General features: G+C 71.2%; 13 protein-coding genes and 1 riboswitch. Of the genes, 12 read left to right on the forward strand and 1 reads right to left on the reverse strand.

Going from position 1 to position 15,685, the window contains the following annotated elements; translation table 11 throughout:
* Nucleotides 1–8: 8 nt before the first annotated feature.
* Complete coding sequence (locus OG966_RS12510) at nt 9–1,469, reverse strand: aldehyde dehydrogenase (protein ID WP_326649647.1); 1,461 nt, start codon at nt 1,467–1,469, stop codon at nt 9–11.
* Nucleotides 1,470–1,851: 382 nt separating this feature from the next.
* On the opposite strand from OG966_RS12510, the gene OG966_RS12515 reads away from it, so the two are divergent.
* From OG966_RS12515 to OG966_RS12570, 12 genes are all read left to right on the forward strand, one after another.
* On the forward strand, nt 1,852–2,529 hold the full coding sequence (locus OG966_RS12515; RefSeq protein WP_326649648.1) for a hypothetical protein: 678 nt from the start codon (nt 1,852–1,854) through the stop codon (nt 2,527–2,529).
* A gap of 136 nt (nt 2,530–2,665) precedes the next feature.
* On the forward strand, nt 2,666–2,902 hold the full coding sequence (locus tag OG966_RS12520; RefSeq protein WP_326655173.1) for a ferredoxin: 237 nt from the start codon (nt 2,666–2,668) through the stop codon (nt 2,900–2,902).
* The gene (locus tag OG966_RS12525) at nt 2,892–4,283 is read left to right on the forward strand and encodes an NAD(P)/FAD-dependent oxidoreductase (protein ID WP_326649649.1); all 1,392 of its coding nucleotides are present in this window, start codon (nt 2,892–2,894) and stop codon (nt 4,281–4,283) included. The genes OG966_RS12520 and OG966_RS12525 overlap by 11 nt, the downstream gene beginning before the upstream one ends.
* Nucleotides 4,284–4,348: 65 nt before the next feature.
* Nucleotides 4,349–5,590: a cytochrome P450 gene (locus OG966_RS12530; RefSeq protein WP_326649650.1), complete on the forward strand. Its 1,242-nt coding sequence runs from the start codon at nt 4,349–4,351 to the stop codon at nt 5,588–5,590.
* Nucleotides 5,591–6,316: 726 nt separating this feature from the next.
* A complete protein-coding gene (locus OG966_RS12535) occupies nt 6,317–7,039 on the forward strand; it encodes a CAP domain-containing protein (RefSeq protein WP_326649651.1) in 723 nt (240 codons plus the stop codon).
* Between the two features lie 228 nt (nt 7,040–7,267).
* The gene (locus OG966_RS12540) at nt 7,268–8,314 is read left to right on the forward strand and encodes an MBL fold metallo-hydrolase (protein WP_326649652.1); all 1,047 of its coding nucleotides are present in this window, start codon (nt 7,268–7,270) and stop codon (nt 8,312–8,314) included.
* Between the two features lie 46 nt (nt 8,315–8,360).
* Nucleotides 8,361–8,494, forward strand: a riboswitch (cobalamin riboswitch).
* A 111-nt stretch (nt 8,495–8,605) separates the two neighbouring features.
* Nucleotides 8,606–9,859 carry a prenyltransferase/squalene oxidase repeat-containing protein gene (locus OG966_RS12545; RefSeq protein ID WP_326649653.1) on the forward strand — a complete coding sequence of 418 codons (1,254 nt, stop codon included), beginning with the start codon at nt 8,606–8,608 and terminating at the stop codon, nt 9,857–9,859.
* Nucleotides 9,859–10,524, forward strand: a complete 666-nt coding sequence (locus OG966_RS12550) for an SCO2322 family protein (RefSeq protein WP_326649654.1) — start codon at nt 9,859–9,861, stop codon at nt 10,522–10,524. Before OG966_RS12545 ends, OG966_RS12550 begins: the two co-directional genes overlap by 1 nt.
* 653 nt (nt 10,525–11,177) lie before the next feature.
* Nucleotides 11,178–12,239: an energy-coupling factor transporter transmembrane component T gene (locus OG966_RS12555; protein WP_326655174.1), complete on the forward strand. Its 1,062-nt coding sequence runs from the start codon at nt 11,178–11,180 to the stop codon at nt 12,237–12,239.
* Nucleotides 12,236–14,014: an ATP-binding cassette domain-containing protein gene (locus OG966_RS12560; protein WP_326649656.1), complete on the forward strand. Its 1,779-nt coding sequence runs from the start codon at nt 12,236–12,238 to the stop codon at nt 14,012–14,014. Before OG966_RS12555 ends, OG966_RS12560 begins: the two co-directional genes overlap by 4 nt.
* Entirely contained in the window at nt 14,011–14,883 is an 873-nt protein-coding gene (locus OG966_RS12565) for an ECF transporter S component (RefSeq protein WP_326649657.1), read from the forward strand. Before OG966_RS12560 ends, OG966_RS12565 begins: the two co-directional genes overlap by 4 nt.
* A gap of 274 nt (nt 14,884–15,157) precedes the next feature.
* A complete protein-coding gene (locus OG966_RS12570; protein ID WP_326649658.1) occupies nt 15,158–15,589 on the forward strand; it encodes a transglycosylase SLT domain-containing protein in 432 nt (143 codons plus the stop codon).
* Nucleotides 15,590–15,685 lie beyond the last annotated feature (96 nt).

Consider the following 15,685-nt stretch of genomic DNA (forward strand, 5'->3'; position numbering starts at 1 on the left):
TTCTCTCCTCAGTTCTCTCCGTACCCGGCCGGCAGATGGATCATCTTGTGCTCCAGGTACTCGCCGTAGCCCTCGGGCCCGAACTCCCGCCCCAGGCCCGAGTTCTTGTAGCCGCCGAACGGCCCGAGCATGTCGAGGCTGAATGTATCGACGTTGTACGTCCCCGTCCTGATCCGCCGCGCGAAGTCGATGCCGCGCTCGACGTCGGTCGTCCAGACGCTGCCGCTGAGCCCGAAGTCGGAGTCGTTCGCGATCTTCGCCGCCTCGTTCTCGTCCCCGTACGGCAGCAGACAGATCACCGGGCCGAAGATCTCCTCGCGGGCGACGCGCATGGAGTTGTCGACGCCGCCGAAGAGTGTCGGCTCCACGTACCAGCCCTGCTCAAGACCGGCCGGACGCCCGCCGCCCGTGAGTATCTTGGCGCCTTCTTCCTGCCCGATCCGGATGTAGTCGAGCGAGCGCTGCTGCTGGCGGCGGGCCACCAGCGGCCCGACCTGCGTCGCCGCGTCGAGCGGGTCGCCGACCACCAGGGCGCTCGCCGCGGCGGCGAACGCCTCCGCCATCTCGTCGTAGCGGCTGCGCGGCGCGAGGATACGGCTCTGGGCCACGCACGCCTGCCCGTTGTTCATCCAGGCCGCCGGGACGATCCCGGCCACCGCCGACTCCAGGTCCGCGTCCGGCAGGATCACCGCCGCCGACTTGCCGCCGAGTTCCAGTGTGACGCCGGTGAGATTGCGTGACGCGACCTCCATGACCCGCCTGCCGGCCGCGACCGAGCCGGTGAAGGAGACCTTGTCGACGCCGGGGTGCCCGACCAGGTACTCGCTCACTTCGCGGTCCGCGGGGAGGATCGAGAGCACACCCTTGGGCAGCCCGGCCTCCTGCGCGATCCCGGCGAGGATGTACGAGTCCAGGGGTGACTCGGGCGATGGCTTGAGCACCACCGTGCAGCCGGCCAGCAGCGCCGGGCCGAGCTTGGCCGCGGCCGTGAACTGCGGGACGTTCCAGGGAATCACGGCCGCCACGACGCCCACCGGCTCACGCCGTACGAGGATCGGCCCGAGCACTCCGGCCCGCTGCTCCTCGTGCGGATATCCGCGCGCGACGGTGATCGCCGCGTCCCACACCATCATCGCGCCGAGCGCCTGCGCGAGCACGCTCCACGAGTACGGAGAGCCGTTCTGCGCGCTGATGGAGCGGGCTATCTCCTCGTGCCGTACCGCGATCGCGTCCTTGATCCTGGTGATGACGGAGATCCGCTCGTCGAGCGTCATCCGCGGCCAGGGCCCCTCGTCGAAGGCCTCGCGGGCGGCGGCCACCGCCCGGTCGACATCCGCCGGTGAGGCGTGCGGGACCCGCCCGATGACCTGCTCGGTGTGCGGCGACACGACCTCGATGACGTCGCTGCCGAGCGGATCGGCCCACTCCCCGCCGATGAACAGCTTTCCGTGTTCCACAAGCTCGGTCATGGCTGCTGCCTCCTGCGGCCCGGCGCTTTTCTGACTCTGTTTCAGAACTGATACCAGTTCTAGTTGAAGGAGTCCACGGCAGGAACGAAATAGCCCCGACCAGTGGTTTCCCGCCGGGAGGGGAGTGCTTGAGCCGCAGTCGTCGAGTACCGGGTGGCGCACACGTCACCCGCACGGGTGATCCGGGTGGCGCGGCCGCGTGCGCGGGTGCTTGCTGGTCCTAGTCGTCATCCGGGGGTCCGCGCGGGGCCGCAACGCCACGTCCGGCCTACGGCGCGGCCGGCGGAAGCGGGGCATCCGGCACCTGCCCGTCGCCGCCGCGGCCGGGCGGGGAACAGGCCGTCACCGGACCGGGTGACGCACGGACAGGGAGAGGAAGCGAATGACCTCCATGGAGAAGAGCAGCCAGTCGCTGCGCACTCCACGAGCCGCAGGCCTGGTAGGGATCATCTTCGCCATCCTGCTCGCCGCCGCCATCGTTCTGGTCCGCCTGGCGATACCGCACGAGGGGAGCAAGGGGGCCAGCAGCTGGTTCAGCGATCCCTCGCGTCGGCACACGGTGGAGACGGCGCTCAGCCTCATCCCGTTCGCGGGCATCTTCTTCCTGTGGTTCATGGGCGCTGTCCGCGCGCGGATCGGAGAGGCGGAGGACCAGTTCATCTCCACGGTCTTTCTCGGCAGCGGTCTGGTGTTCGTGGCGACTCTTTTCGGGGCCGCGGCGGCAGCGGGAAGTCTGCTGGTCACGGCCGACGCGGCCGGGGTCGACTCTCAGCTGCAGGTGTGGTCCTTCGGCAATCACTTCACCTACAACCTGCTGACGACCTACTCGATGCGCATGGCCGCGGTATTCACCTTCTCGACCTCCTCGATCGGGCACCGGCTCGGGGTCCTTCCGCGCTGGCTTTCCCTCCTGGGCTACCTGGTCGCCCTGATACTGCTCTTCGTGACGGGCAATATCGCCTGGTCCGAGCTGGTCTTCCCCGGGTGGGCCCTGATCCTCAGCCTCTACATCCTTGTCGCCAGCTTCCGCCCGCGCCCCGTGCCGGCCGTCTCGTCATGACCAGCCGTCTCCTCATGACCTCCAGCCATTTCCTGAGCGTTGTCGACCGTTAACTCCATTGGCCCGCCTGTGCTCGCGGAACCACAGCGGCACTCGCATGCTGGGCCAGGGGTACTACTGGAAGGGCGGCCCCTTGATGAGGCTTGTCGTCGATCTCAACCGTTGCCAGGGGTACGCGCAGTGTGCCTTCCTCGCACCCGATGTATTCACCATGCACGGCGACGAGGCGTTGTTGTACAAGCCGCACGCCGACGAAGCACAGCGGCAGCACGTGGCGCGGGCCGTCGCGGCATGTCCGGTCCAGGCCATCCTCGTGGACGACCCGGGCGATACGCCTGCCCCGGTGAGGGAGGGGCTGTCCAGTGGCCGGTGACGGGTACTTGGAGTGGATGAGGCGCGAGGGGCGGATCGTGATCGTGGGCGCCTCCCTCGCCGGCCTCCGGGCCGCGGAGACCCTGCGGAAGGAGGGCTTCACCGGCTCACTCACGCTGATCGGCGACGAGCCGTACGAACCGTACGACCGACCGCCGCTCTCCAAGCAGGTCCTGCTGGGCCAGACGTCCGCCGATCGGACCGCACTGCCACAGCGCATGGAGTTCGACGCTCACTGGCGGCTCGGTGTCGCCGCCACCGGGCTGGACATGGCGAACAGACGGGTGCGCCTGGCCGACGGCGACGAGGTGGAGTACGACCGGCTGCTGATCGCGACCGGCGTTCACGCCCGGCCGTGGCCGCATGAGGCGGAAGCCGACCTTGACGGGGTCTTCGTACTGCGCACGCGCGACGACGCGGCCGGACTGCAGCGGCGGCTGGTGGGCGCACGCCGGGTGCTCGTCATCGGCGCCGGCTTCACCGGCTCGGAGATCGCGTCCGCCTGCCGCGAGCGCGGGCTGCCGGTCACCGTCGTCGAACGCGCCGCGGCGCCTCTCGTGGGCGCGCTCGGCGGTGTGGTCGGCCAGGCGGCCGCGGAGCTGCAACGCGAACACGGCGTGGACCTGCGCTGCGGCCTCATGGTCACGGGGTTGGAGGGCGACTCGGCAGGACGCCTGCGGTGCGCCCACCTGTCCGACGGCACCACCGTCGAGGCGGATGTCGCGGTGGTCTCGCTCGGCGCGACGCGCAACACCGCATGGCTGGCCGACTCGGGGCTCGGCGCCGGCCCGCGCGGAATCGCCTGCGACGCCGGATGCCGCGCCTTCGACGTCCGGGGCATCGTGACCGACGACGTCTTCGTCGCCGGCGACGTCGCACGATCCCCGCACGCGCTTTTCGGCTACCAGTTCCTGTCCCTCGAACACTGGGGCAATGCCGTCGCACAGGCCGAGATCGCGGCGCACAACATGATCAGCGCCAGTTCGGATCGCCGTCCGCACCTGTGGGTGCCGGCCTTCTGGTCCTCCCAATTCGGGGTCAGCATCAAGTCGGTGGGCGTCCCGTCCCTGGGCGAGGAGATCCTCATCGCCCAGGGGGCACTCGCCGAACACCGCTTCACCGGCGTGTACGGATACCAGGGCCGCGTCATCGCCGCCGTCACCTTCGACCAGACGAAGTGGCTGGAGTTCTACCAGCGGCAGATCGAAACGGCTGCGCCGTTCCCGCCGCCGTTCCCCACGGTGGACCGCCGACCGGAAGGTCTGCGGCCGGTCCCGGCCGACTTCCCCGACCCGTCCCTGCCCACCCACGCGCCGTCCGTCACCCTCAGCGGCTACTCGCCGACCGACCGGCGGATCACCTTCACCCCGGTCCGGGCCTGACCACGGGCACGGCAACGCCCGTCCGAGGCCCGCAAAGCCGTCTCCAACGCCCACAAGGACCCGCCATGACGCAAGCCACGCTCCTGGGACAGATCCTCGACCACGCCAACCGCGCCGACCCCTACCCCCTCTACGCCGAGCTCCGCAAGACTCCGGTGTACCGGGAGGAAGACACCAACACGTACGTGGTCAGCAACTACTGGGAGATCAAGGGCCTGCTCCACGATCCGCGGATCAGCTCCGACGCCCGCAATCTGTCCCCGCGGGCAGCCGGCGCCCTCCCTGACCAGGAGGAGGAAGAGAGTGCCCTGCCACCCACCTTCCTGAAGCTCGACCCTCCCGAGCACGACCGGTTGCGCCGTATGACGATGCGGCCGTTCGGACCGCCGGAGACCCCTCGGCGCGTCCACAACATGCGCGGCGAGCTCTCCAAGATCGTTTCGGACCTCATCGACGACTTCGGAGACCGGGAGCAGATCGACCTCGTCGACAACTTCTCCTACCCCTTCCCCGTGACCGTGATCTGCAGACTGCTCGGGATCCCCCGCGAGGACGAGGCACGTTTCCACACGTGGGCCGACACCATCGCCGCCAGCCTGGACCCGGACCCGTCCGAGGACCCCACCGAGCGGCGCCGCATCGCCCAGACGGCGCGCACAGACCTCGGCGTGTATCTGGCCGGGCTCATCGACGAACGCCGCAAGGCACCCGGCGACGACATGCTCTCCGCGCTGGCCACCGAGCACGGACCGGACGGGCAGATGTCCCAGATGGAAGTGCTCAGCACCGCCGCTCTGCTCCTGATCGCCGGCCACGAGACCACGGTCAACCTCATCACCAACGGGATGCTCACCCTGCTGCGCAACCCGGATGTCCTCAAGCGGCTCCGGGCCGAACCCCAGCTGGCCGTCCCGCTCGTGGAAGAACTCCTGCGCTTCGAGCCCCCCGTACAGCTGCTGCCCCAGCGCACCACCCTCGCGGACATCGAGGTCGCAGGCACCACCATCCCCAAGGGCGCCTCCCTCTGGCTCGTCCTTGCCTCCGGCAACCGGGACCCGCAGCGGTTTCTCGACCCCGACCGCTTCGACCCCGACCGCAAGGACAACCAGCACCTCGGCCTCGGCAGCGGCATCCACAACTGCTTCGGCGCGCCCCTCGCCCGCCTGGAGGCACAGATCGCCCTGACCGAACTCGCCCGCAGGCTCGACAACCCGCGGCTGCTGGAGGACCCGCCCCCCTACCGCCAGAACGCTGTGCTGCGCGGACCGCGCCATCTGAACATCGCGTTCGACGGCTGCCGCCCCTAGCGCTGTCGCCGACCACCCGCGTCATGTCTGGTGCTGAGCCCCTGGCTCAGCACCAGACGACTGTCCCGGCCGGCCCGCTCCCCACAGCCCGGCCGCGCCCCAGCCGCTGCCGGCCCTCCGGCAGGCGGCCTCGAGAGGCGGCTGCCCTCCCCGTCCGCCCGTCCGACATCAGCGACGGCGAGTGCCGATGCGCTCGAACAGCATTGGACGGCGAGCGCGCAGTGGATTCTCCTTGATCGACTTCGGGCGCCATTCCCGCTTCGAGAACTCGCATAAGCGGCAAAGATGCTCATAACAACCAGGCGAGAGGCTTGCCCATCCATCGCCCAGTGACATCGACCACAGGGACATTTGGAACTTAGGTCGCTGAATAGTAGATGGCATCTTGACGACATAGCGACATTTGTCCGTCTTGATACAGACATGCTCCACGCAGGATTTGGGGGCATTCGATCCGCTCGACACTTTCGCCCGTTCAGCGAGCGAGCAAGGGCTTCTGACGGAGCGTCAGGAAATTACGGAACCCCATAAACCGGACCAGCACGCCCGTGCGCCCTTTTCAAGAGCCGTCCGGTACTACGAAGCGTGATAGCACCGGCGCTCATTGCCCTGCCCCGACAGCGGTTCTAAGAATGGCGGCGCAAAGCGTCTCCGCAGCTCAGGTGCAGGATCTGCGCAGAGTCGGCCACACCGGGGGCGCTCCGCGATTATCGAGCGAGGTCACGCATGAGCAAGCACCGTAAGAAGACGTACTACCGGAAGATAACGATCGCCGCCGTCGCCGTGGGAGCCGTGGCTGTGCCCTCTGCCGCCATGGCCTGCGTGGACCCTCAGGTCGACGCGGGCAGTCAGCCCCACGCCCACCACTGGAAGGGCGCGAAGTCGGAACATCGGTGGACGGGACATCGGTGGACGGGTGCTCCGTGGGGCCACAGGCCGACCGCGGGAGAGTCGAAGACGCCCACCGGGTCTCCGGCCGCGCCGAAGGCCACCGCCACTCCCAGCGCGCCGAAGACCACCGCGCCGAAGGCGACCGCGTCTCCCAGCGCACCGAAGGCCACCGCCCCCGCTTCCGGGGCTGCCGCCCGCGTGCTGCAACTCGTCAACAGCGAGCGCGGCAAGGTCGGCTGCTCCGCGCTGACCATGAACGCGAAGCTGACCAAGGCCGCCCTGGACCACAGCAAGGACATGGCTTCCCACAAGAACATGTCCCACACGGGTTCCGACGGGTCGTCTCCTGGCGACCGGATCACGAGTGCCGGTTACAGCTGGAGCACCTACGGCGAGAACGTCGCCTACGGCTACGCCACACCCGAGAGCGTCATGGCGGGCTGGATGTCCAGCCCCGGCCACAAGGCCAACATCCTCAACTGTGCGTTCAAGGAGATCGGCATCGGCCTCGCGCAGCCCGGCGACTACTGGACGCAGGACTTCGGAACGGCCCGATAGCGGGCACGAGGAATCCGGCCGCCATCCGCCCCGGTCCCGCTTCCGCGGGGATGGCGCGCACGCTCCACCGATGAAAGGCCCCGACCGGTTCGCCGGCCGGGGCCTTCGTCGTCGGCGCGCCGCAGGCCGGCCAACTCCCCGGGAATGACAGTCGACTTGGGCGACCATTGGAACCAGTTCTAGTTATAGTGAACGATGGCCGTGCCGCCCAGGAGAGACGAGAGCCTCATGACCCAGGTGACCGACCACGGCGGGGGCGTCTGGTCCATCGAGGTGCCCATCCCGGACAACCCGCTCGGTCACACGCTGGTCCACCTGCTCGACACCGGCCGCGGGCCCGTACTCATCGACACGGGCTGGGACGACCCGGCCTCCTGGGACACCCTCGTCGCGGGTCTCGGCTCGATCGATGTCGCGGTCGGTGACATCCACGGCGTCGTCATCACCCACCACCACCCCGACCACCACGGACTGTCCGGACAGGTCCGGGAGGTCTCCGGCGCCTGGATCGCGATGCACGCCGCGGACACTGCGGTCGTACGCCGCACCAGGGAGGCCGCACCGGCCCTCTGGCTCGAGTATCTGGCGGACAAGCTCACCAGGGCCGGCGCCCCCGACGAGCACACCGCGCCGCTGCGCGCCGCCCGCGCCTCGGGCCGGATGCGCACGCTGCCGGGCCTGCGCGGGGCCCTGCCCGACCGGGAGATCGTTCCCGGCGAACTCCTCGACCTGCCGGGCCGCCGGCTGCGCGCCATCTGGACCCCGGGCCACACGCCCGGCCATGTCTGCCTCCACCTGGATGAGGCCCATCCGGCGGGCAGCCCCGGCAATGGACGGCTCTTCTCCGGCGACCATCTGCTGCCCGGGATCACCCCGCACATCGGCCTCTACGAGGATCCGGCCGCCGGCGACACAGCCACCGTCACCGATCCGCTCGGCGACTACCTCGACTCCCTGGAGCGCATCCGCCGCCTCGCACCCGCCGAGGTGCTCCCGGCTCACCAGTACGCCTTCCCCGACGCCGCCTCCCGGGTACGGGAGTTGCTCGCCCACCACGAGGAACGGCTCACCGGTCTGCTCGGGCTGCTCGCCGCGCCGCGCACCGCGTGGCAGGTCGCCGAGCGGATGGAGTGGAACCGGCCCTGGGAGCAGATCCCGTACGGATCACGCAACATCGCGGTCTCGGAGGCGGAGGCGCATCTGCGGCGCCTGGTGAAGCTCGGGCACGCGGAAGTGCTCGCGGGGAGCGGCCCCACGCTGTACGTGGCGGTCTGAGTACGTGGCGGTCCGGCCCGGGGTGGCCACCGGCGTCCGGCCGACGACCGGTCGGTACAGTGAGCGAGTCGTCATCATGACCGTACGGGGGGAAGCCGGTGCAAATCCGGCGCTGACCCGCAACCGTGAACCGCCGTCGCAGGCGGTGAGTCGGAATGCCCCGTACACGGTCGTGACCGGCTCGTGCCACCGGCAGCCGCCGGTGGCCGGCACCGTCGAGGAATACGGAGCCGGAGCCCTGGTACCTCAGCGTGCCTGTGCCCGGCTCCCCCAGGAGAGGCCCAGCCCGCCATGACCACCGTTCGCCGCAGCGCCATATCGCTCGCCGCCTCCGCCGTACTCGGCGTGGCCATTGTCGCGGCCGCCGCACCGGCCGCGACAGCGGCGCCGTCTCCGAAGCCGTCGACCGTGCTGCCGGCCGGTCTGTACGGCACGGGCGACCCGACGTACGACGGTGTCTGGCGGCAGTCGCTGGCGCTGCTCGCACAGGACACGGTGGGCGTCACGCCGGCCGACAAGGCCGTGGACTGGCTGACCGGTCAGCAGTGCGACAACGGCGGCTTCCCCTCGTACCGCGCGGACGCGACCAAGGCGTGCGACGCCAAGCTGCCGCTGGACTCCAACGCCACGGCGGCCGCGGTGCAGGCGCTCGCCGCGCTCGGCGGGCAGGACGCCGCCGTGAAGAAGACGGCCGACTGGCTGAAGTCCGTGCAGAACGCGGACGGCGGCTGGGGCTACAACCCGGGCGGAGCCAGCGACGCCAACTCCACGTCCATCGTGATCGGCGCGCTCGCGGCGGCGGGCGAGAAGCCGGCGGCGGTGAAGTCGAAGGGCGGGAAGACGCCGTACGACGCGCTGCTGGCGTTCGCGAAGCCGTGCGGCGGGAAGGACGGCGGCGCGTTCGTCTTCCAGCTGAAGTCACCCGGCATCGTCGCCGACTCCACGGCGGCGGCCGTGGCCGGCGCGCACGGCAAGGGCCTGGTCGTGACGGCGGGCACGAAGGACGCCAAGGGCACGGTCTGCGAGAAGGCGACGACGGTCGAGGGTGCGGCGCACAACGGCGCGGCGTACCTGGCGACCGCGCTCGCCAGGACCGGGCACCTCGACACGGCGCCGATGCCGGGCGCCACGGACCCGACGGAGAAGCCGGACTTCGGGAACACGGCGGACGCGATCGTCGCGCTGAACGCGCAGGGCCTCGGCGACCAGGCGAAGAAGCCGCTGGAGTGGCTGCGGCAGAACTCGGCGGCCTGGGCGAAGGCGTCCGGCCCGGCGGCGTACGCGCAGCTGATCTTCGCCGCGCATGCGAGTGGCGCGGACCCGAAGAGCTTCGGCGGGACGGACCTGGTGGCGGGGCTCAACGCGACGGGCCCCGCGCCCAAGTCGGCGAAGGGGCAGCCGGCGCAGGCCGCGGACGAGAAGAAGGACGAGAAGAAGGACTCCGGCTCGGGCGTCGGGGTGTGGTGGATCGTGGGCGTGTTCTTCGTCGCCAGTGTCGGCGCCGGAATCCTCATCAGCGGCCGCAAGAAGAACCAGCAGCGGTGATGCGCACCCGAGTCCTCTGTCTCGTCCTCGCGCTCGGCGCCGCGCTCACGGTGCTGGGCGCGGGTCCGGCGCAGGCGGCGGGTTACCGCTACTGGTCGTTCTGGCAGAGCGGCGGCGGGAAGTGGACGTACGCCACCGAGGGACCGGCCACGGCGAGGCCGTCGGACGGCTCGGTGAACGGTTTCCGCTTCTCGGTGAGCGAGGACAGCGGGGACTCGGCGCAGCCACGAAAGGCCCCGGACTTCGACGCGATCTGCGGCGGGACGCCACCGAAGGACGGCATGAAGCGGATCGCGCTGGTCATCGACTCCGGAACGCCGGCGGACGCGCCGGCGGGCGAGACCCCGCCCGCGGCGCGGTCGGCGTGCACGCAGGTCGGCAAGGACGCGACGAGCGCGGAGGCGCTGGCATCGGTGGCGAAGCCGCTGCGGTACAACAGCGAAGCGCTGCTCTGCGCGATCTCGGGCTACCCGAAGTCGGGCTGCGGCGAACAGGTCGCGGCGAAACCGGAGCCGTCAGCTTCTGCGGCCACGTCCGCGTCCGCGGCGAACAGCGGGAGCGATGACGACAAGGGCGGTCCGTCGGTCGGCCTCATCGCCGGCATCGCGGCGGTAGCGGTACTCGGCACCGCGGCGGTGTGGCAGTCACGCCGCCGCCGGGGATGACGACCGGGGCATCGACGGTGCGAGACGAGGCGGAGCCACTGCGGCGGGGTGGATCCGGAGATGCGGTGACCCGCGGCCCGGAGGCGAGGCGCGGGATTGACGGGGCGTCGCCCCAGGCGGCCGACAGCCACGGCGACGCGACGCAACAGCAGGCGGCCGAACGGCCGGTGGACGGATCGTCCCCATCGACCGGCCTCGCACCGGCACGGGCCGCCGGTCACCCGGGCGACGAGACAGCGCAGCGAACAGCCGGTCACCCGGGCGACGGGGCGCAGCCCCATGCCCCTGGCCGGAGCGGCACGGCACCGCAACAAGCCGCCGACCACCGGGACCGCGGAAAGCCGTCCCCATCGACCGGCCTCGCACCGGCACGGGCCGCCGGTCACCGAGGCGACGAGACAGCGCAGCGAACAGCCGGTCACCCGGGCGACGGGGCGCAGCCCCATGCCCCTGGCCGGAGCGGCACGGCACCGCAACAAGCCGCCGACCACCGGGACCGCGGAAAGCCGTCCCCAGCGACCGGCCTCGCACCGGCACGGGCCGCCGGTCACCGAGGCGACGAGACAGCGCAGCGAACAGCCGGTCACCGGGGCGACGGCACACCGCCCCGCAGGTCGTACTTCCTCGCGCCCGCCGCCAGTCGAAGCAACGCCCTGCATGCCGGGGCCTGGTGGATCTGGGCCCTCGGGCTGGCCACCGCCGCGTCGCGGACCACCAATCCGCTGCTTCTCGGGCTCCTCGTCGGCGTCGCCGGATACGTCGTGGCCGCCCGGCGTACCGACGCGCCCTGGGCCCGTTCGTACGGGGCCTTCGTCAAGCTCGGGCTCTTCGTCATCGGCGTGCGCGTGCTCTTCTCCGTCGTCCTCGGCTCGCCGATCCCGGGGACCCATGTCCTGTTCAGCCTCCCCGAAGTACCGCTGCCCGACTGGGCGCGAGGCGTACGCATCGGCGGCAGGGTCTCCGCCGAGCAGCTGCTCTTCGCGCTGTACGACGGCGCCAAGCTCGCCACGCTCCTCATCTGCGTCGGCGCGGCCAACGCGCTCGCCAACCCCGCCCGCCTGCTCAAGTCCCTCCCGGGCGCCCTGTACGAGGTCGGCGTCGCCGTCGTCGTCGCCATGACCTTCGCGCCCAACATGGTCGCGGACGTGGTCCGGCTGCGCACCGCCCGCCGCCTGCGCGGCCGCCCCACCGGCGGCATAAGGGCGATCGTGCAGATCGGGCTGCCCGTCCTGGAGGGCGCGCTCGAGCGGTCGGTCGCCGTCGCCGCGTCCATGGACGCGCGCGGGTACGGACGTACCGCGCACGTCCCGCCCGCCGTGCGTCGCACCACCACCGTCCTCACGCTCGGGGGGCTCCTCGGCGTCTGCGCCGGTTCGTACGGACTGCTCGCCGCGGAGGGCGCTTCGTACGCTCTGCCCCTCCTCGTCGCCGGGCTCCTCGCCGCGCTCGCCGGTCTCCGGCTCGGCGGCCGGCGCTCCGTACGCACCCGCTACCGTCCCGACCGCTGGGGCCCGCGGTCCTGGCTGGTGGCCGGATCCGGCGCGGTCGTCGCTGCCCTGATGATCCGGGCGGGTACATACGACCCGGAGGCGCTGCACCCCGGTGTCGTACCGCCGACCGCGCCGACGCTGCCCCTGTTGCCCGCCGCGAGCATCGTCATCGGTCTGCTTCCCGCCTTCATCGCGCCCGTACCCGCCTCGCAGGAGAAACCGTGATCCGCTTCGAAGACGTGTCGGTGACGTACGGCGATGCCGGCGCACCCGCGATCAGCGGTGTCGACCTGACCGTGCCCGAGGGCGAGTTGGTGCTTCTGGTCGGGCCGTCCGGTGTCGGCAAGTCGACACTGCTGGGCGCGGTCTCCGGCCTCGTCCCGCACTTCACCGGCGGCACCCTGCGCGGCCGCGTCACCGTCGACGGCCGCGACACCCGTACCCACAAGCCGCGCGAACTCGCCGATCTCGTCGGCACGGTGGGCCAGGACCCGCTCGCCCACTTCGTCACCGACACGGTCGAGGACGAGCTGGCGTACGGCATGGAGTCGCTCGGCCTCGCACCCCAAGTGATGCGCCGCCGCGTCGAGGAGACGCTCGATCTCCTCGGGCTGGCCGAGCTGCGCGAACGCCCGATCGCCACGCTCTCCGGCGGACAGCAGCAGCGCGTCGCCATCGGCTCGGTGCTGACCACGCACCCCAGGGTCCTTGTGCTCGACGAGCCGACGTCCGCGCTGGACCCGGCGGCGGCGGAGGAGGTCGTGGCGGTCCTGCAGCGGCTGGTCCACGATCTCGGCACGACGATTCTGATGGCGGAGCACCGCCTGGAGCGGGTGGTGCAGTACGCGGACCAGGTCATCCTGCTGCCCGCGCCCGGGGAGCCCCCGGTGATCGGGGCGCCGGCGGAGGTCATGGCGGTCTCGCCGGTGCACCCTCCGGTGGTGGCGCTGGGCCGCCTGGCGGGCTGGGACCCGCTGCCGTTGTCGGTACGGGACGCGCGCCGCGGGGCCGGTGCGTTGCGGGAGCGCCTGGAAGGTCTTACCCCCACCCCGCCCCTTCCCGTAACCGGGGCTCCACCCCGGACCCCCGTACGGCCTTCGGCCGTGTCCTCAATCACCGGACGGGCCGCAATGCAGCCCCGCCGGCGATTGATGCGCGGGGTCCGGGGCGGAGCCCCGGCCCGGACCGGGCCGATGTCAGCCCCGCCGGCGATCGAGGCGCGGGGTCCGGGGCTGATCCCCCGCTCGGGCGGTCCGCTCGCCGAGACCCGGGCGCTCACCGTCCGCCGCGACCGCATAGAGGCCCTCCGCCACATCGATCTCACCGTCGCCCCCGGCGAAGCCATCGCCCTCATGGGCCGCAACGGCGCCGGAAAGTCGACTCTCCTCTCCACTCTCGTCGGCATGGTCGAGCCCACCTCCGGCACCGTCCTCGTCGGCGGCCACACACCCCACCGCACCCACCCGCGCGAGCTCGTGCGCCAGGTCGGCCTCGTTCCGCAGGAGCCGCGCGATCTGCTGTACGCGGACACGGTGGCGGCGGAGTGCGCGGCGGCCGACGCCGACGCGGGCGCCGCACCCGGCTCCTGCCGCGCCCTGGTGACGGAGCTTCTGCCCGACGTACCGGACGGGACCCATCCCCGCGATCTCTCCGAGGGTCAGCGCCTCGCCCTGGCGCTGGCCATCGTGCTCACCGGGCGGCCGCCGCTCCTCCTCCTCGACGAGCCGACCCGAGGTCTGGACTACGCGGCGAAGGCCCGGCTCGTCACCGTCCTCAAGAGCCTGGCCGCCGATGGGCACGCCATCGTCCTGGCCACCCACGACGTGGAGCTGGCCGCCGACCTCGCGCACCGGGTGGTGATCCTGGCCGACGGCGAGATCGTCGCGGACGGCCCGACCGCCGAGGTCGTGGTCTCCTCGCCCGCCTTCGCGCCCCAGGTCGCCAAGATCCTGGCCCCGCAGAAGTGGCTGACCGTCTCCCAGGTCAGGGACGCCCTGTGAACCACACCACACGGGGCCGCGCCGTACGCCTCGGCCCCCGGTCCATCGCCGCCCTCGTCCTGGTCAGCGCGATCGGGGTGATCGCCTTCGGCTGGCCGCTGCTCGCCGACGCCGACTCCGGGCTCGCCCACTCCGCCGACGCGCCGTGGCTCTTCGCCGCGCTGCTCCCGCTCCTCGTCGCCGTCGTCGTCGCGACGATCGCCGATACCGGGATGGACGCCAAGGCGGTGGCGATGCTCGGAGTGCTCGCCGCGGTCGGCGCCGCGCTGCGGCCGCTGGGCGCGGGCACTGCCGGCCTGGAGCCCATGTTCTTCCTGATGGTGCTGAGCGGGCGGGTGCTCGGGCCGGGCTTCGGCTTCGTACTCGGCTCGGTCACCATGTTCGCGTCCGCGCTGCTCACCGGCGGCGTCGGCCCGTGGATGCCGTTCCAGATGCTGTCGATGGGGTGGTTCACGATGGGCGCGGGCCTGCTGCCGGAGCCGGACCGGCTGCGCGGCCGCGCCGAGCTTCTGCTGCTCGGGGTGTACGGGGCCGCCGCCGCGTTCGCCTACGGCACGATCATGAATCTCCAGGGCTGGACGTACATCGGCGGTCTCTCCTCCGGTATCTCCTTCCACCCCGGCGATCCGGTGCGGGAGAACCTGGTCCGCTTCCTCGCCTACTGCGCGGCGACCTCCTTCGGCTGGGACCTCGGACGTGCGGTGCTCACCGTCGTACTGACCCTCACCATCGGCTCGACGGTCCTCAAGGCGCTGCGCCGGGCCACACGCCGTGCCGCCTTCGAGGCGCAGGTCACATTCGAGACCCCCGACAGGGCCCCCCGGGGTGAGCCGCCCCACAGGGCTTTGGTCCGATACGAGCCCGAATAGTACCTTTTATCGGCCATAGCGACCCATCCGATCCCCCCTGCCACCTGCGGAACCTCCGCCGCCGAGCCGCCTGCGTTCCCTCCCGGGTGCGAGCTCGACTAGTAACAAGGGTCGTTGCCACGGGCTGACCCCGCCGCTACAACTGGTCCAGTCGCAAGGCGCAGTCAGTGCTCCTCACCGGAGCCGCAGTGCCTCTCAGGCGGCCGGATCCCTCGCGTACAAGCGAGTTCCGGCATGCCCGCGACGGCCCTGTTCTCGGAAGTTAGGTCACCCTGTGTCCCGCTCGCTCGTCAGCCGAATCACCCGCCGCCCGAAGTCCGCTCTCGTCGGCTCCGCCCTTGTCCTGGGCACTGCCGGCATGGCGCTCGGCATGAACCCGGCCACGGCCGCCGCAGCTCCCACCTCGGAGAACGGGTCCGGGTCCCCCAAGGCGATCGCCCAGAAGATGATCGCGGACGACGCGCAGTTCCAGTGCTTCAGCAAGATCGTGGAGCACGAGAGCGGCTGGAATGTGAACGCCTCCAACCCCTCCAGTGGTGCGTACGGCCTCGTCCAGGCACTGCCGGGCGGCAAGATGTCGTCCGCGGGCGCCGACTGGAAGACCAACCCGGCCACCCAGATCAAGTGGGGCCTGGACTACATGAAGTCGCGCTACGGCAGCCCTTGTGGCGCCTGGTCCTCCTGGCAGGCGCAGGGCTGGTACTGATCCAGCCCACGAGACCTCCTGGGGCTCCGCCCCGGAACTCGCGCCTCCATCGCCGGAGCGGCTGATCCGGCCCGCTGGAAAATCCAGCGCATCCGG

The organism is Streptomyces sp. NBC_01750, assembly GCF_035918095.1.
GTDB lineage: Bacteria > Actinomycetota > Actinomycetes > Streptomycetales > Streptomycetaceae > Streptomyces.

What these genes read in the sequence shown, in the direction of transcription:
- OG966_RS12510 (WP_326649647.1), bottom strand. Translation starts at nt 1,469, where the DNA reads ATGACCGAGCTTGTGGAACACGGAAAGCTGTTCATCGGCGGGGAGTGG.
- OG966_RS12545 (WP_326649653.1), top strand. Translation starts at nt 8,606, where the DNA reads ATGACCACCGTTCGCCGCAGCGCCATATCGCTCGCCGCCTCCGCCGTA.
- OG966_RS12540 (WP_326649652.1), top strand. Translation starts at nt 7,268, where the DNA reads ATGACCCAGGTGACCGACCACGGCGGGGGCGTCTGGTCCATCGAGGTG.
- OG966_RS12515 (WP_326649648.1), top strand. Translation starts at nt 1,852, where the DNA reads ATGACCTCCATGGAGAAGAGCAGCCAGTCGCTGCGCACTCCACGAGCC.
- OG966_RS12550 (WP_326649654.1), top strand. Translation starts at nt 9,859, where the DNA reads ATGCGCACCCGAGTCCTCTGTCTCGTCCTCGCGCTCGGCGCCGCGCTC.
- OG966_RS12535 (WP_326649651.1), top strand. Translation starts at nt 6,317, where the DNA reads ATGAGCAAGCACCGTAAGAAGACGTACTACCGGAAGATAACGATCGCC.
- OG966_RS12520 (WP_326655173.1), top strand. Translation starts at nt 2,666, where the DNA reads ATGAGGCTTGTCGTCGATCTCAACCGTTGCCAGGGGTACGCGCAGTGT.
- OG966_RS12530 (WP_326649650.1), top strand. Translation starts at nt 4,349, where the DNA reads ATGACGCAAGCCACGCTCCTGGGACAGATCCTCGACCACGCCAACCGC.